Here is a 16,810-nt window from a genome sequence, read left to right on the forward strand (position 1 = left end):
TTCGGCGACTTTTTGTGCTAAGTGTTTGTAAGGTGAATAAAAGTTAATATGTCATTTCGAAACCGGATTTTTCTGCTGATATTAGCGCTTATGTGTCTGCAATTGGTTATTGCAGGCGGGAATTTTCATTTCTCACTGATAAGAACACTCGAGCACCAGGTTGGTGAGCGGGCCTTGATTCAGGCCCGTGAAATTGCCAGTGATCCGGAATTAATTCAGGAAGTCAGAATTAAAAATTTGCCCGCTATTGACCGGGTGATTAAACGTTTGCAAAAAATATCAGATGCCAATTTTATTGTAGTCGGCGATGAGACTGGCGTAAGACTTGCTCATCCCATAGACGAACGGATCGGAAAACCCATGCAGGGTGGCGACAATATCGGGGCACTTGAGCGCGGTGAATCTTATGTCTCAATACGCGAAGGCAGCCTGGGTTATGGTGTGCGCGGTAAAGCGCCGGTAGTGGACTTTGATGGCCAGATTATCGGCGTAGTATCAGTCGGTTATTTGCTGAACCGTTTTGATGAGTGGGTGGCGTTTTATTTAGAGCCATTAATCTATGAAGTGCTGGCGATATTATTTTTGACTGCCGTTGGCGGATGGTTCTTTTCTAACCACATTAAGCGGAAAATGTATGGAATGGAGCCGTCAGAAATAGCGCTGGCGCTGCAAATGCAGAACTCTATTTTGCATTCTGTTTATGAAGGTGTAATTGCCATCGATAAGCAGGGTCATATACTTGCGGTAAATAATACTGCGCGTGAACTGCTTGGGGTTAATAAGGAATCTGAGAGCCTGAAAAATCGCCAGATCATGGAGTTTATCACCAATTCGCAGTTTTTGTTTCAGACTCCATTTGAGAATAATCTGAAAGATGAAATTATTTCCATCAACAGCCAGACACTGATCTTAAACAGAGTTGCGATGTTTGCTGATGATATTTTAGTCGGCTGGGTGATCAGTTTTCGCCATAAAAACGATATTAACTCACTGACTGCAGAACTGAGTCAGATAAAACAATATACCGAGAACCTGCGCGTAATGCGCCACGAACACGCCAACAAGCTGTCCACTATTGGCGGTCTGATTGAAATTGGTGAGCCGCAGGCAGCACTGGCGATGATCAACTCAGAAAATACGCGTAAACAGCAACTTATCGACTTCATCAGCCAGCGTATCGCCTGTAAGCAGGTGGCGGGTATTTTGCTGGGCAAGTATGCGAGGGCCTGTGAGCTGGGGCTGGATCTGGAATTTGATCCAACCTGTCAGCTGGGGCCGCAATTACACAACATCACTCCGGATGAGCTGTCTGCCATTCTTGGCAACCTGCTTGATAATGCTTTCGAGGCCACACTAAAAAATCCGGAGAGTAACAAACAGATCTCACTGCTTATCACCGACGCTGGTAAAGAACTGGTGGTGGAGGTGGCCGATAATGGCTGCGGCGTCTCGCCTGAGCTGGCATCGACCATTTTTTCACGCGGTGTAACCAGTAAACAGGAGAGCGACAAGCACGGGATCGGTCTGTACTTAATTAATCGCTATGTGACTAACGCAGGGGGCGTAATTTTGGTCGATGAAGCAGAGCCGAAAGGCACCATCTTCTCGATATTCATCCCAAATCAAGGTAAGGAATCATGAACGCCATAGATGTATTAATCGTCGAGGATGAACTCGGCATTGCTGAGCTGCATGCTCAGTTTCTCCGCCAGACAATGCGCTTTAACCCGGTAGCCATCGCGTCTACAGTGGCGGAAGCGAGAACCATGCTCAAGGTTTACAAACCCAAACTCATTTTACTCGACAACTTTTTGCCTGATGGCCGTGGAGTAGACCTGCTGCGTGAAATTGTCGCCGAGAAGCGGGAAGATCCTGTTGATGTGATCCTGGTGACCGCCGCCAGTGAAATGGATACCGTGAAGGACGCCATGCACCTTGGCTGCTTTGATTATCTGCTCAAGCCGGTTGCTTATGACCGCCTGAAAGAGACGCTTAACCGTTACCTGAAGTTTAACAGCGCCATGAATGCCTATGACAATATCAGTCAGCGTCACGTGGATGACCTGTTCAACCTTCAGGTGCGGGATAAAGAATCCAGTAAGCTGCCGAAAGGAATTGGTGAGCTGACGCTGGATAAGATCAAGCAGGTCTTTAGTGAGAACTGCAATAAGAAGTACACCGCCGATACCCTTGGCCATGAAGTGGGGATCAGTAAAACCACCGCCCGCCGTTATCTGGAATACTGTTCTGCCTCTGGCTTTCTCAATGTGGAAAACGAGCATGGCCGGGTCGGCAGGCCTGAACGGGTATATGTAAAAAACTGCTGAGTTCATCTCTCTCAGTCCTTTTGTTCTTTTCTCTCAAACCGGCCCCCGTGGCCGGTTTTTGCTCATTGATCCTGCGCATTTCTGAATTAAAACCATTGAAGTCATTAACGGTTTTTCCCCTCCGGCGAACTATGAGCGTCATCAGCAATCCATCTCAGGCCATTAAGGAAAATAGAGTAATACCAATTCTGTTTACCCTACATAACGATAACGAGGAAAACCTATGGACATTATGCAGCGAGCCTGGGCGGGCACGTTGGAGTCGAGCGACCTGCTGGTCGAAGTGATGCCATACGATGGCCTGGCAGTGGATATTGAGATCGAAAGCACGGTCAGCAAGCAGTTTGAGCCCCTGATCCGCCAGACCGTGGAGCAGATGCTGGAAGAGATGCGCGTGTCCGGCGTGCGGATTGTCGTCAATGACAAAGGGGCACTGGACTGCGTGATCCGCGCCCGGGTTCAGGCTGCAGTAATGCGCGCAGCTAACACAGTGGGGGAGATCTGAAATGAGTAAGTTACGCAGAAGCATGTTGTTTGTACCGGGCTCAAACGCCGGGATGCTGAGTAACTCGTTTATCTACCAGCCGGACGCCATCATGTTCGACCTGGAAGATTCGGTTTCGGTCAGGGAAAAGGATACGGCCAGGCTGCTGGTAATGAATACCCTGATGCACCCCCTGTATCAGGAACTGGAAACCATAGTGCGTGTGAACGGCCTGGACTCCGAATACGGTCACGCGGATGTCCGCGCGGTGGTGAAAGCTGGCGTGAATGCGGTGCGTCTGCCAAAAACCGACAGCGTGAAAGATATAGAAGATATGGAGCAGGCCATTGCCCACGCCGAAGAAGAGTTTGGCCGCGAGCCGGGTTCGACCAAAATGCTCGCCGCGATTGAATCAGCGCAGGGCGTAAACAACGCAGTGGCGATTGCCAAAGCTTCAGAGCGTCTGATTGGTATTGCCCTTGGCGCAGAGGATTATGTGCGTGACCTGCGTACCCAGCGCAGCCCGCAGGGGACAGAGCTGCTGTTTGCCCGTTGCACTATTTTACAGGCAGCGCGTGAGGCCGGGATCATGGCGTTCGATACCGTTTACTCCGATGCCAACAATGAAGAAGGTTTCCTGATGGAAGCAGAGCATATTAAAGGGCTTGGCTTTGACGGTAAATCGCTGATCAACCCGCGTCAGATTGAGATGATCCACAACGTGTTCGCGCCTTCACAGAAAGAAGTGGACCACGCCATTGCGGTAATCGAGGTTGCTGAAGAAGCGGAGCAGCAGGGCTCGGGTGTGGTGTCCCTCAACGGGAAAATGGTCGATGCGCCGATTATTGAGCGCGCCCGCTGGACATTAGAACGCGCCAAAACCGGCATCAAACAGTGAGAGAAAGAGCGATGGAAAACCTGATTAACCTGCCAGAATCTTTGACCGCGTTCGAAAGCGCGCATCTGAACACTCCCCATCTTGCCAGCCGGGAAACCAAGAAATCGCGCAAGGTTTGTGAAAGCCTGGCAAAAGCGATTGAAAACAGCGGTCTGAAAGACGGCATGACCATTTCATTCCACCACTCATTTCGTGGCGGCGATAAAGTGATTAACCTGGTGATGGAGCAGATTGCGGCCATGGGGATCAAAGATCTCACCCTGGCATCGAGCTCACTCTCTGCCATTCACGCGCCGCTGGTGGAGCATATCCGCTCGGGTGTTGTGACTCAGATTTACACCTCCGGTATGCGCGGCGAACTGGCGGAAGAAATCTCCCGTGGCCTGCTGGAGAAACCGGTACACATTCACTCTCACGGCGGCCGGGTACACCTTGTGGAATCGGGCGAGCTGAAGATTGATGTGGCGTTTCTGGGCGTGGCCAGCTGTGATGAGTTTGGTAATGCCAATGCAGTCAGTGGCCGGGCCCGTTGTGGCTCGCTTGGTTATGCCAAAATTGATGCCCGTTACGCAGACCAGGTGGTGCTGCTGACCGAGCAATGGGCCGACTACCCGAATCAGCCTGCTTCGATTGCTCAGGATGAAGTGGACTGGGTCGTTCAGCTTGATGAAGTCGGGGACGCGTCGAAAATCGGCGGTGATGCCACGCGTATGACTACCAACCCGCGTGAGCTTCTGATCGCCCGTAAAGCGGCAGATGTGGTGGAGAACTCAGGCTACTTCAACCAGGGCTTTTCACTGCAGACTGGTTCAGGCGGCGCATCACTGGCAGTAACCCGTTTCCTTGAAGAGAAAATGGTGCGCAAAGGGATAAGTGCAGGCTTTGGCCTTGGCGGGATCACTGCGACCATGGTGGCGCTGCACGAAAAAGGGCTTATCGATACCCTGCTCGACGTTCAGTCATTCGACATGCACGCGGCAGACTCGCTGGCGCGCAATCCAAAGCACATTGAGATTTCGGCCAACCAGTACGCAAACCCAATGTCCAAAGGTTCTGCGGTAGACCGCCTCGACGTGGTTATCCTCAGTGCACTGGAGATAGATACCGGCTTTAACGTCAACGTGATCACAGGCTCAGACGGCGTGATCCGCGGCGCATCAGGCGGGCATAGTGATACTGCAGCGGCGGCCAACCTGACCGTAGTGGTTGCGCCTCTGGTTCGTGGCCGGATCCCGACCGTGGTGGAAAAAGTGCTCAACCGGGTAACCGAAGGCAGCCAGGTGGATGTGCTGGTGACTGACCACGGCGTGGCCGTTAACCCGGCCCGTCCGGAAGTACGCGAACGCCTGGAAGCGGCTGGTATCGAAGTATTCGACATCAGCTGGCTGCGTGAGCGCGCTGAGCTTATTACCGGGCCGGTACGTCCAATTGAGTATCTGGAAAAGGTGGTGGCTTACGTGCGCTACCGGGACGGCTCTGTGATTGATGTGATCCGTCAGGTAAAAGAATAGCGAATGATGTACGAAGGAGAAAAGGTGAGCATCGGTCAGGTGCTCGCCAATAAAGAGGCCCGCGCGGCCAGGCAAAAACAGTGGCTGGCGCGTCATACGCTGCCGCTGGTCAGCTTTACCATCAACATGGTGGGAGAGGTGAAAAACAATGCCATCGCGCAGGCCGCTTTCAGGCAGGGACGCCAGCAAATTTTTGACCAGTGTCAGTCGCGGGATATTTCCGTGGCTGACTGCTGGCAGGCCGACCTCAGTACTGGTCCTGAGCTGCTTATCGCGCTCGCAGGGCCGGATGCGACTGAGATTAAATCGGCGATGCTGGAAGTGGAGCAGCACCATCCCCTGGGCCCGCTGTTCGACATTGACGTTATCGGAACCGATGGCAGAGCCATCTCCCGCCAGGATTTTCAACACCCGCTCAGACCATGCCTTATCTGCGATCAGCCCGCCAAACTGTGCGCGCGCAACCGCACCCACTCTTTGTCTGAGTTAATTAACCGAATGAGTGAGTTAGTCCATGCAAGCCAATAATGCCCTTAAGCTGTTGATGAGTGACACCGACTGGTATCATTCATCCCGTCTGAATATCGCCGGACTGGTCGGTAACCTGGCCTACCACGCTATGATGCTGGAAGTGCACCTGACCCCCAAACCCGGGCTGGTGGACTGCGCCAATAACGGTGCGCACCGCGACATGACCCTGGACACCTTTATCGACAGCGCAGCAACACTCCGGCCTTTTATGAAGCGCTTTACCGCGCTGGGTATGGAGTGCGATGACAGCGCCAGCCTGCTGCTCGCACTGCGCCCGGCCGGGATTGAGGCAGAACAGGCGATGTTTGAAGCAACATTCGGAGTCAACACCCACAAAGGGATGATATTCTCCATGGGGCTGATTTGTGGGGCGGCGGGCTGGCTGGCTTCCAAAGGCAGGACATTCCGGGCAGAAGCGATACAGGATGTGATTAAATCCGCCTGCCAGGGGTTGACCGAAGAGCTTAAAACCCCAAATCCGGTCACGGTGGGCGAGTGGCTCTACCGTCAGCACGGCCTGACCGGCATTCGCGGCGAAGCAGAGCAGGGGTATCCGTGCGTGTATCAGCACAGTTTGCCGGTTTATCAGCAGGCTATAGATGCCGGCCAGTCTGAGCAGCAGGCGCTGCTGGCTGCGCTGGTTAGCCTGATGACGCATAACCAGGACACCAATGTCATCAACCGCGGCGGACTGATGGGGCTGGATTTTGTCCGCCATCGCGCCAGGCAACTGCACTCCATCGCCGGTGGCGAACTGGACCTGCTGGAAAAGCATCTCTGTGTGATGGACACAGAGCTGACAGAAATGAACATCAGCCCGGGGGGCAGCGCCGATTTGCTCGCGGTCACCTGGATGCTGGCACAACTTGATGAATTAAGTAATAAAGGAAGTTAAAACACATGCTGGTGATAGGCATTATCGGAAACATTCATGGTCACTTAAGTGGCGCAGAAAAAGTAGCAGAGCAGCCGGTCCCGAACGGGATTTTTATCGTACCGGTAAACGAGCCTGAAACCCTGACTGAAAAGGAGCGGATCCGCTACCCGGCACAGGGCACGAATGTGGATATTGAACCGGAGTTTGTGCTGCGTTGCAAAGTGTCCTACGAGGATGGAAAAGTATCAGCACTGGCACCGTTTTCGATGACCATCGGCAACGATTTTACCATCCGTCAGCTGAGCGGATCGGATAAAATCTCGCAGCGAAAATCCTGGGGGCGCCATTCAAAAGGCCTGCATACAAACTGGTGGCCGCTGGAAGGCTTTTGCCGCGAAACCCTGCCGGTTCACACCGAGATGGCATCCTGGATTGAGCGTGACGACACGATGCAACTGGCCACCGATGCGGTAGGGTTTGATGAACTTAAGCTCTTCTATGCAGAACTGCTGGAGTGGGTCACTGAGCGAATCAACCAGCAGGAAGAGTTCGGCATGTATGACCGCATTTTGCCGGGCTTTGAAGCCGCAGGATGGCCGGAAGAGATCCTTCTGTATACGGGTGCACCAAACTATTCTGCCTGGGGTGAAGAACACTTCCTGCAGCGTGGTGACCGGGTACATATCGCCTGTTACGACAAGCGTGAGTTCAGTGCGGATGAGGTGGAGCAGATGTTTGTTTCAGAAGCGCATCAGAATGACAGCCGTATTCTCAGCTTCTCCCAACTGGTTGTTTAATCCCTTCTCTAAAAGCTTCCCTTAAACAAAAAAAGAGCAATGACTTTGGTCATTGCTCAAATCCCAACAAAATCCCTACAAGGATTACAAACTCAAGTCTGCTGGAATAAGGTCGGCCTTATCATCCAGTTCAAGCTGGCTGGTAAAGGCATGGCTGTGCTCGTGACAAAGCGGGACAACAAACAGGGCGCGCTCATCCTGGTTTTTCTTTTTCACCAGAACGCCGTGGGCATGATTTTTGGTGCAGTTAGCTTCGGAGCAAAAACAGTATTCGGTTTTGGTGAAGTGGCGCCAGTAGCTTAACCAGTGTTCTTTTGATTCATCGGACAGATTTTGATTAAACGCATTAGTGACTATCATGAAAAACCCCTTAGTTGGTACAGGACCAGTCTAAGGGGTTCGTTTGATCAGGTAATTGATCCACAGCTCAGTGAAAACGAGCGTTTATGGCGGTTAAAGATTTAATGAATTAAACCAGTTTCGCCAGATCAGCAGGGCGGTAGTATACCGATTTCAGTACTTTACCCTGGCGGATAGTCTTCTCTTCGGTTACCACGTCTTTGGCACACTTGGCGATGATGTAATCGCCTTTGGTCACAGCCATCAGCCCGATACCCTGTTTGGCGTAGTACTCCTGAGTATCGGTGTACTCCTGCTCGTTGCGGCAAACCTTGCTCATGTTGCTTGAGTGCACTTCATCCCAGCAAGGCAGGAAGTTGATGTCGCGGTTTTGCGCCACGTGCAGCAGCAGGTCGATCAGGTAGCTGATCGCCAGGTTGTCGGTCATTTTTTCCTGGCCCAGGTGAACCAGGCGGCCCATCAGAACGTAAACAGAATCCACGATGGCGTCTGCCTGCTCTTCTTTACAGGTCGCGTCTGCCAGTTCGGTAAGCTCTTCAATCGCCAGAGAGGAATGCAACTGGTCTGCCTTTTCGTCCAGGCTCAGTGCGTCTGCCACCGGCAGATCGAACGTTGAACGGAATTCATTGATGTCACGGTAAAGGTGGTCGTAAATTTCTTGTGTCAGTACAGTAAGTTGCATTCTTAAAATTTCCAGTAGCTCAACGACCAGCCGAATTTGCCATCCTCACACTTTTGCTGAAAAAGCTAGTAATTTCAGCTCAAAAAATGGAACCCGGCTCAATTGCGGCTAGACTTACATTAATATCAACTAAAATACACGCAAATGACTTCAGTTGGAAAACCCTGATCATCCACGAGTAGAGAACAAATGCAAGCATCGGCAGCCAGTGACAGTGAAAAGGTTATCCGCCGTCTGTACCAGATAACCAACAGCTACCATAAAGGACTCGACGTACAGATCGCCGAGCTGCTGGAAATGGGGCTGGAGCGGTTCAATCTGGATATCGGGATTTTGTCTAAAATTGAGGGGAATCAGTACACGGTGCGCAACTGTGTGTGCCCGGAGGGGCTGGGGCTGCATAAAGGCGACGTCTTCATGCTCGATCAGACCTATTGCCAGGTAACCTGCCGGGAAAACGAGCCGCTGGCGGTCGAACATGTGGGAGAAAGTGAGTATTACCGCGGTCACCCGGCTTACAAGGCGTTTAAGCTGGAGTCATATATCGGGATCCCGATTTTCTGTGATGGCAGCCTGTACGGGACTTTGAACTTCAGCAGCGCCAAACCCTATCATCGCCACTTTAACGAGATTGATATCGATGTGCTTCAGCTGATGGCCTCCTGGCTGGAGGTCGAGCTGATTCGCCGTAAACAGGAACATCAGCTCAAAGTGCTCAATGAAAAACTCGAGATTCTGGCCCTGTATGATCCGCTGACTGGCCTGCCAAATCGTCGTGCCCTGTTTGACAGTGTCCCCAAAGCACTCAGACGCCTGAATTACGACCACCAGATTGGTGCCGTCGCTATGGTCGATATAGATTACTTCAAGAAAGTGAACGACACTCATGGCCATCAGTTTGGCGATAAAATCCTTTGCGAAACCGCCCGGCGGATCACCGATGCCATGCGGGAGAGTGATTACGTTGCCCGTTTTGGCGGCGAAGAGTTTATCGTCTGGTTACCCAAAGCCAGACGTGAAGACGCGATTGCTATTGCCGAGCGGATCCGCCATTCGGTGAGTGAAATTCTGATCGATGAAAAACCGCTGACCGTATCCATCGGCCTGTGCGTGTTTGAGTTTAACGGCTGCAGCCTGATTGCTCCGTCACAGCTGTTTGATGAGTTCATCTCTACCGCGGATAAAGCGCTGTACGACTCCAAAGATCAGGGCCGTAACCGGACGGTGGTTTATCAGCATCCGATGTAAGCGGGCTGTTTTCCTGACTATTGCTTTACCAGCCCAAGCGGGCGCTTGCCATCGCATGCGCCAATCTCTGCATTGCTGTCTGGCATCTCCGGCTGGTTGGTGCGGTTGAGCTTGCGATACTTGTGTGGCGTCATTCCCACATAGCGCAGGAAGGTATCGTAGAAACGGCTTGAAGAGTTAAAGCCCACCGTCAGCGAAATATCCAGAATCGTCTTGTCACTGTCGCTTAACAGGGCGCGGGCGTGGTTGATGCGCATCGCGGTCACGTACTGTTTGATGGTCAGCTGCATTACCTGACGAAAGATCCCCATCGCATAGTTGGCGTTCAGCCCGACATGGTCGGCAATCTCCTGCACAGAAAGGGGAGCATCATGATGGTTCGCGATATATTCCAGCATCTGACTGACATAAGACTGAGCGTGCTTGGACGCGCCCCGCTTTTTCGATTTATCCGCACGCCCACTGAGCAGTGACTGCCAGCCATCCAGGCCAACCCGCTTCAGCATCAGCGCAATCTCATCACTGGCCAGCTGCTGGCGGCTGGCTGACGGCTGGGAAAGCTCGCTCATCCAGCGCGCAATTTCAAACTCCGATACCAGCATCGGACTTTTGGACTCAAGCACCATCCCGTGAGTGATCTGATTGACCATCTCCCGGTTAAGTGGCCATGACAGAAACTGATGAATAGGGATGTTGAGGATCCCCATGTTATGGCAACCAGCCGGGTCGGTCAGGCAGTGGGGGACGCTCGCCCAGAAAAAACCGATATGACCATCCCGGATGGTGACAGTTTCCCCGTTGATCAGATACTCCACATCGCTGCCAAACGGAATGTTCACCTCCACCTGCCCATGCCAGTGGTTACCAGGCATCTTATGCGGCACCCGCAGCTCCACGTCTATTTGCTGACAGGCAGAATAGAGTGACAGCGGACTGACCGAAATCGTGTCTTCTGAGTAGTGCTCTACGGCTGATATTTTGTATTCGCTTTCTTGTTGGGTCATCTTGCTGCCGGACAGAATTGAGAAGAGTTATTTCTAGCAAAAATTCGGATCGATAAGAGAGGTGAAGTTCACGATTATGACAGTCAATGTATTGATATATCGTATGTCTCGGGATGTTTTATAATTTTATTCGCTGTATCGGAATTTGTCATTTTTGTCCTGAAAACTCAGATTTATTGTGGCCGTGCGGAAGATCTGAGTTTTCAGGATAGCCAGTTGCAGAAGAGGGAAGATAAGGTAGCCGGGCTGATGCCAATATGATTGCGTAAGAACAATCAATAGGATGAAACAAAAATGAAAGCCCCTAAGATCACTTTTATCGGTGCCGGTTCCACTATCTTCGTTAAACACATCCTGGGTGATGTATTCCACAAGCCTGAGCTGAAAGGCGCACAAATTGCCCTGATGGATATCGACCCAATCCGTCTGGAAGAGTCACAGATTGTCGTGAGCAAGCTGATGGAGTCTGCAGGCGCGACCGGCAGCATCACTTGTCACCTTAACCAGAAAGAAGCCCTGAAAAATGCTGATTTCGTTGTTGTCGCCTTCCAGATCGGCGGCTACGAGCCATGTACCGTAACTGACTTTGAAGTGTGTAAAACCTACGGCCTTGAGCAGACCATCGCGGATACTTTGGGCCCTGGCGGTATCATGCGTTCGCTGCGCACTATCCCTCATCTGTGGAAAATTTGTGAGGATATGACAGAAGTCTGTCCTGACGCGACCATGCTGAACTACGTTAACCCAATGGCGATGAACACCTGGGCGATGTACGAGAAATTCCCGCATATCAAGCAGGTTGGCCTGTGTCATTCCGTGCAGGGTACTGCTGAAGAACTGGCCCGTGATCTGGACCTGGATTACAACGATCTTCGCTACACCTGCGCCGGTATCAACCACATGGCGTTCTACCTGACCATGGAGAAGAAGACCGCCAACGGTGAATACGTTGATATTTACCCGGATATGCTCAAAGCCTTTGAAGCAGGCATTGCGCCTAAGCCAAAAGACGAGGGCAACCTGCGCTGCGTGAACCTGGTGCGCTACGAAATGTTCAAAAAGCTGGGCTACTTTGTCACCGAGTCTTCTGAGCACTTTGCAGAATACACCCCTTACTTTATCAAACCGAACCGTCCTGACCTGATTGAGCGCTACAAGGTGCCACTGGACGAGTATCCAAAACGCTGCGTAGAGCAAATCGCAAGCTGGAAACAGGATCTGGAAGAGTACAAGCAGGCTGACCGTATCGACATCAAAGAGTCACACGAATACGCCGCGACCATTATGAACTCTATCTGGACCGGCACACCAAGCGTGATTTACGGCAACGTGCGTAACGACGGCCTTATCGACAACCTGCCACAGGGCTGCTGTGTTGAAGTGGCGTGTCTGGTTGATCAGAACGGCATCCAGCCAACCAAAGTCGGCACTCTGCCAAACCATCTTGCTGCGCTGATGCAGACAAACGTGAATGTTCAGACCCTGCTGACCGAAGCCGTACTGACTGAAAACCGCGAGCGCATCTACCACGCTGCCATGCTGGATCCGCACACTGCGGCCGTGCTGAGCATCGAAGAGATCTACTCGCTGGTGGACGACCTGATTGCAGCGCACGATGACTGGCTGCCTGAGTGGGTCCACAACTAATTCTTATAAAACCAATAAATAACCCTGCATAGGCGGGCGGTGAGCCGCCCGCAAACTAACGTGAAACTGGCTGCGGCCTGGGAGAAGCAATGAGCGTATCAATGAATACCAAACTCAGTTACGGGTTTGGCGCATTTGGTAAAGATTTCGCGATTATCATCGTGTACATGTATCTGATGTATTACTACACAGATGTCGTCGGCATTTCTGCCGGCGTTGTGGGTACCATTTTCCTGATCGCCCGTATCTGGGATGCGGTGAACGACCCGATTATGGGCTGGATCGTCAACAACACCCGCTCCCGCTGGGGCAAGTTCAAGCCCTGGATTTTAATCGGCACCATCGCCAACTCTGTCGTGCTGTTTATGCTCTTCAGCGCTCACCATTTTGAAGGTACGGCTCTGGTTATCTACATTGCCATTACTTACATCCTGTGGGGCATGACTTATACCCTGATGGATATTCCGTTCTGGTCTCTGGTTCCGACCCTGACCCTGGATAAAACCGAGCGGGAAGAGCTGGTGCCATATCCGCGTTTCTTCGCAAGTCTTGCGGGTTTTGTAACCGCTGCTGTTGCGCTGCCGTTTGTTGACTACGTTGGCGGCGAAGACAAAGGTTACGGTTTCCAGATGTTTACTCTGGTACTGATTGGCTTTTTTGTGCTCTCGACTATCGTTACCCTGCGCAACGTTAAAGAACGCTACTCATCGGATAAAATTGTTGAGCCTGCCAAGCAGGAGAAAGTCTCACTCAAGCGTCTGGTGTCGTTTATCTACAAGAACGACCAGCTGTCGAGCCTGCTTGTGATGTCTCTGTCTTACAACCTGGCGACCAACATCATCACCGCGTTTGCCGTTTACTACTTCACTTACGTGGTGGGTAACAAAGACTTGTTCCCTTACTACATGGCATACGCTGGTGCGGCCAACCTGGCAGCGCTGGTTCTGTTCCCTAAACTGGCCAAGTGGTTCTCCCGCCGCATGCTGTGGGCAGGTGCTTCTCTGCTGCCAATCCTGGGCAGTGCGGTACTTATCTACATCGGTATCTACGACCAGCAGAACGTGCTGCTTATCTCACTGGCAGGTGTGCTGCTGAACATCGGTACCGCATTCTTCTGGGTACTGCAGGTCATCATGGTGGCAGACACTGTGGACTACGGTGAAGTGAAACTGGGTATCCGTTGTGAGAGTGTGGCTTACTCGGTACAGACCCTGGTAGTAAAAGCGGGCTCAGCGTTTGCTGCCTTCTTTATCGGCATCTGTCTGTCAATGGTCAACTATGTGCCGAATATCGAGCAGACCGCAGATACCGTGTTTGGCATGCAGTGCATCATGATCGGTCTGCCAAGCATCTTCTTTGCCATTACCCTGGTCGTGTACTTTAAGTTCTACAAACTTAACGGTGCATACCACCAGAGCATTCAGGACGAGCTGATGGCCAAGTACGGCGACGAGCCGGAGCAGGAGACTCAGGTATCGCCAGCGCCGGTTCAGGCATAACCCGATACAGAAATTATCCCTACAGAAATAACAAGCAGCGGTCTCGCCAAAGAGGCCGCTTTTGCAAAGGATGACAACAATGAACAAGAAAATTCTGGCTGCCGTTATTATCAGTTCGCTTTCTGCTGGTGCCTGGGCGGGCAACAAACATAACGTGATTGAAAACCCTAACTTTGACCAGCACGGTCAGGGATGGAGCTACTGGTTTGCCAACGCCAGTTCCAGCGAGGTGTTTAAGGGCGATTATCGTGCCCGTATCGCTATCGGCAGGGACCACCACGTTACCCAGCAGGTGACGATTCCGGAAAGCGGATACTACAGCCTGAAAGCGCACACTATCGTGCCGGGCAAAGACGCCCGTATGGGTATCGCCAACCTTGCAGGGGAAGAGCTGTATGCTACCGGACTGAAATCGGGCAAGAACTACAAACTAAACAAGCTGAAAAAAATTCCGCTGGAAAAAGGTCAGGTCGTCGAAGTCTTCTTTACCGGCAGTGATGCCGGAGCGGTGAGCGTGGATGCGGTAACGCTGAAGCGTGAGAAAAAGATTAAGCACGGTCTTAACCAGGTGATCGGCTTTGAGGTTGAGCATCAGCGCGGCGACACTATTATTCACCCTGAGCGTAAGACCGTTCAGCTATCGGTGCCGTATGCCACCGATGTAACGAACCTGATGATCACCGAAAACCATATCTCGAAAGACAGTCGCAGTACCCTGCAGGAAGGGGATCTGGTGGACTTCACCCGTCCGGTCAAGATGGTGCTGACTGACAGCAAAGGTCACAAACAGACCTGGCGTGTCGAAGTGGTGGTGAAAGAGAAAGAGGTCACTGTTACTTCATCGAATCAGGAGCTGCAAGAGTCATTCAACTGGGCGATCGACAAAACCAAACAGTTTGTGATGACCGGCAGAAACGATCTGGTCAACCGCGACGAGAACAACAACGACGGCACCGGCCGCGCTGATTACCTGCCGTCTTACTGGGCCGGCTACTTCGACCGCACTGCATTTTACTCGCGCGACTTCCTGCACCAGGCACCCGGCGCGAAACTGGCAGGCCTGGATGAGGAAAACTTCTCCATGTTCCGCATTTTTGCCAACCACTCGACCGAGTCACGTAAGTGGTACACCCTGTGGGCGGTGAACTTTGACGGCACGCCGCACACCATCGATTACAAGGATGATTCCTGGTTTGTCCGGGAGGTTCCGGCGCAGTTTGAGTTTGTTGAAAAAGCTTATCAGCAGTACCTCTGGACCGGCGACGAGCGCTATATCAATGACCCTGCGCTTTGGCAGTTCTACACCAAGGTGCTGACCGACTATATCGAGCTGCACGATGATCAGGATCCAAACGGCATTGCAGAGGGCTACGGCGGAATTTTTGAAGGTTCGGCAACCTATAACGAGCGCGGTGAGTTCCCGATTGAAGCCGGTGACGGTATCGGTTCGCAATACCAGGCCACCGTGGCTTACGCCGCCATGCTTAAAGCGCGCGGCGAAAGTGGTGAAGCGGCTATCTGGCAGCAAAAAGCGGACAAGCTGAAAACCTTCTTTAACGAAGAGTGGAGTATTAAGGATCCGTCTCAGCCACTGGATAACTACGTCAATATCGTCCAGAAAGACGGCCTGCGCCTGAATGACTTCGGCAAAGAGAACAGCTGGTTTATGCCAATGAAACGCATCACCGACCCGGGCGAGCGAAACGACCGTTACCTGGACTTTATCTCTGAGAAACTGGGTGATGGCATTGGCAGCAACCCGGATGCACCGAACAATATCGAAGCGTACACCTATATCCCGGAAACTTTCTTCCCTTACTTCCGTAATGAAGAAGCGTGGAAATGGATGCAGTACATCATTGACCGCAAGGATCTGCCGCACGAGCGTCCGACTCAGGGTACCAACGGCGACTACCCGGAAATCTCTTACACCTTTATCTCCAATACGGTAGAGGGGCTGATGGGAGTAAGACCGGATGCAGCCAACGACAGAGTGACCACCACCTCACACCTGCCGTCAGATATCAAATGGCTTGAGGTGAACTACCTTCCGGTTGGTGAGCATGAACTGAAAGTGCGCCACGATGGCCTGAACAAGACGGCGCTGACTAATCAGGGTGAGGAAACCATTCACTGGCAGGCTCGTTTTTACGGCAGCTATGATCAGCTGATTGTCGATGGCCGTGCAGTAGATGCCAAACGTGTGATTCAGTATGGCGTGGAGTACAGCGCGGCTGAAGTGGACGTTGCGCCGGGTGAGGAGATTACGGTTACGACTTACTAAGCAAGACAACCAGTTCATTCCTTGAGCCTTTTAGTGTGGAAACGTAAGGCTTTGGGCGTCACTGTCTGTTGGGTGACGCCCTTTTTTTTATCTCATCAGATAAGGAAAGAGTTTGCGCTTCTCTTCGGCACTCAGCGCGCTTACCCGGGCGATATTGGTATCCGGAATGGCTTCCGGATTCGGGTAGTGCCTGAGTACTTTTTCCATACTCGCTTCACGGATCAGGTGGAAGACCGGATAAGGTGAACGGTTGGTCAGGTTCTCGGCATCGTCTGGATCTGTACCGTAGAAACAGTAATCGGGGTGGAAAGTGGCAACCTGATAGGTGCCTTCCCAGCTTTGCTGGCGGATCAGGGCTTCTACCCAGTCAATAAACAGGTTGTAATCATCAAAATCAGCAAGCATGTTGGGGACCACCACCAGAGTGGTTTCCAGCTCTTCTGCTGGTGTCTGATCCAGTTCGAGAAACTGGCTCAGTATATCTTCCAGCAGGGTTTCTTCACTGGCGGCTTCTGAAACGAATATCTTGATCTGTTTGTTACGGTTAGGTTTGGCAGCGAACGGGCACAGATTGAGCCCGATCACCACATCTTCAAGCCACTTTTGGACCTGATCGTGAATTTGTTGAGACATGACTTTTACTTAATCGTTATTTAGTTTG

Annotated in this window: 16 protein-coding genes; 12 read left to right on the forward strand and 4 right to left on the reverse strand. The window is 51.9% G+C overall.

The genetic code is table 11. The features are described 5' to 3' along the window. Positions 1-48 precede the first annotated feature (48 nt). The 8 genes from ACVB80_RS16300 to ACVB80_RS16335 all read left to right on the forward strand — a co-directional run bounded on the left by ACVB80_RS16300 (position 49) and on the right by ACVB80_RS16335 (position 7,425). Entirely contained in the window at positions 49-1,641 is a 1,593-nt protein-coding gene (locus tag ACVB80_RS16300; protein WP_481082342.1) for an ATP-binding protein, read from the forward strand. Beyond that, positions 1,635-2,327, forward strand: coding sequence for a response regulator (locus tag ACVB80_RS16305; RefSeq protein WP_481082465.1), 693 nt, complete (start codon positions 1,635-1,637; stop codon positions 2,325-2,327). Before ACVB80_RS16300 ends, ACVB80_RS16305 begins: the two co-directional genes overlap by 7 nt. A 223-nt stretch (positions 2,328-2,550) precedes the next feature. After that, positions 2,551-2,832: a citrate lyase acyl carrier protein gene (gene citD, locus ACVB80_RS16310; protein WP_481082343.1), complete on the forward strand. Its 282-nt coding sequence runs from the start codon at positions 2,551-2,553 to the stop codon at positions 2,830-2,832. Between the two features lies 1 nt (position 2,833). Beyond that, positions 2,834-3,709: a citrate (pro-3S)-lyase subunit beta gene (citE, locus tag ACVB80_RS16315; protein WP_481082344.1), complete on the forward strand. Its 876-nt coding sequence runs from the start codon at positions 2,834-2,836 to the stop codon at positions 3,707-3,709. Between the two features lie 41 nt (positions 3,710-3,750). Next, positions 3,751-5,220: a citrate lyase subunit alpha gene (gene citF, locus ACVB80_RS16320; RefSeq protein ID WP_481082466.1), complete on the forward strand. Its 1,470-nt coding sequence runs from the start codon at positions 3,751-3,753 to the stop codon at positions 5,218-5,220. A 3-nt stretch (positions 5,221-5,223) separates the two neighbouring features. Then, positions 5,224-5,748 (forward strand): citrate lyase holo-[acyl-carrier protein] synthase, encoded by a 525-nt coding sequence (citX, locus tag ACVB80_RS16325; RefSeq protein ID WP_481082345.1) that lies wholly within the window; start codon positions 5,224-5,226, stop codon positions 5,746-5,748. Further along, a complete protein-coding gene (gene citG, locus ACVB80_RS16330) occupies positions 5,735-6,646 on the forward strand; it encodes a triphosphoribosyl-dephospho-CoA synthase CitG (RefSeq protein ID WP_481082346.1) in 912 nt (303 codons plus the stop codon). Before citX ends, citG begins: the two co-directional genes overlap by 14 nt. Positions 6,647-6,651: 5 nt before the next feature. Further along, positions 6,652-7,425, forward strand: a complete 774-nt coding sequence (locus ACVB80_RS16335) for a DUF5718 family protein (protein WP_481082347.1) — start codon at positions 6,652-6,654, stop codon at positions 7,423-7,425. 84 nt (positions 7,426-7,509) lie between these two features. On the opposite strand, the gene ACVB80_RS16340 is transcribed toward ACVB80_RS16335, so the two are convergent. After that, positions 7,510-7,785 (reverse strand): hypothetical protein, encoded by a 276-nt coding sequence (locus tag ACVB80_RS16340; protein ID WP_481082348.1) that lies wholly within the window; start codon positions 7,783-7,785, stop codon positions 7,510-7,512. A 109-nt stretch (positions 7,786-7,894) separates the two neighbouring features. Continuing rightward, entirely contained in the window at positions 7,895-8,467 is a 573-nt protein-coding gene (locus ACVB80_RS16345) for a nucleoside triphosphate pyrophosphohydrolase family protein (protein WP_481082349.1), read from the reverse strand. A gap of 189 nt (positions 8,468-8,656) precedes the next feature. On the opposite strand from ACVB80_RS16345, the gene ACVB80_RS16350 reads away from it, so the two are divergent. Then, positions 8,657-9,715: a sensor domain-containing diguanylate cyclase gene (locus ACVB80_RS16350; protein ID WP_481082350.1), complete on the forward strand. Its 1,059-nt coding sequence runs from the start codon at positions 8,657-8,659 to the stop codon at positions 9,713-9,715. 17 nt (positions 9,716-9,732) lie between these two features. On the opposite strand, the gene melR is transcribed toward ACVB80_RS16350, so the two are convergent. Beyond that, complete coding sequence (gene melR / locus ACVB80_RS16355) at positions 9,733-10,719, reverse strand: transcriptional regulator MelR (protein ID WP_481082351.1); 987 nt, start codon at positions 10,717-10,719, stop codon at positions 9,733-9,735. Positions 10,720-11,013: 294 nt separating this feature from the next. Here melR and melA point away from each other — a divergent pair, with 294 nt between their 5' ends. The 3 genes from melA to ACVB80_RS16370 all read left to right on the forward strand — a co-directional run bounded on the left by melA (position 11,014) and on the right by ACVB80_RS16370 (position 16,149). After that, on the forward strand, positions 11,014-12,366 hold the full coding sequence (melA, locus tag ACVB80_RS16360) for an alpha-galactosidase (RefSeq protein ID WP_481082352.1): 1,353 nt from the start codon (positions 11,014-11,016) through the stop codon (positions 12,364-12,366). 89 nt (positions 12,367-12,455) lie between these two features. Continuing rightward, on the forward strand, positions 12,456-13,865 hold the full coding sequence (gene melB / locus ACVB80_RS16365) for a melibiose:sodium transporter MelB (RefSeq protein WP_481082353.1): 1,410 nt from the start codon (positions 12,456-12,458) through the stop codon (positions 13,863-13,865). Positions 13,866-13,944: 79 nt separating this feature from the next. After that, positions 13,945-16,149 (forward strand): hypothetical protein, encoded by a 2,205-nt coding sequence (locus ACVB80_RS16370; RefSeq protein WP_481082354.1) that lies wholly within the window; start codon positions 13,945-13,947, stop codon positions 16,147-16,149. An 87-nt stretch (positions 16,150-16,236) separates the two neighbouring features. Here the strand turns inward: ACVB80_RS16370 and ACVB80_RS16375 are convergent, their stop codons facing one another. Further along, positions 16,237-16,782: a DUF1415 domain-containing protein gene (locus ACVB80_RS16375; protein WP_481082355.1), complete on the reverse strand. Its 546-nt coding sequence runs from the start codon at positions 16,780-16,782 to the stop codon at positions 16,237-16,239. Positions 16,783-16,810 lie beyond the last annotated feature (28 nt).

This window comes from Vibrio sp. 9-16B-A1 (assembly GCF_056726165.1).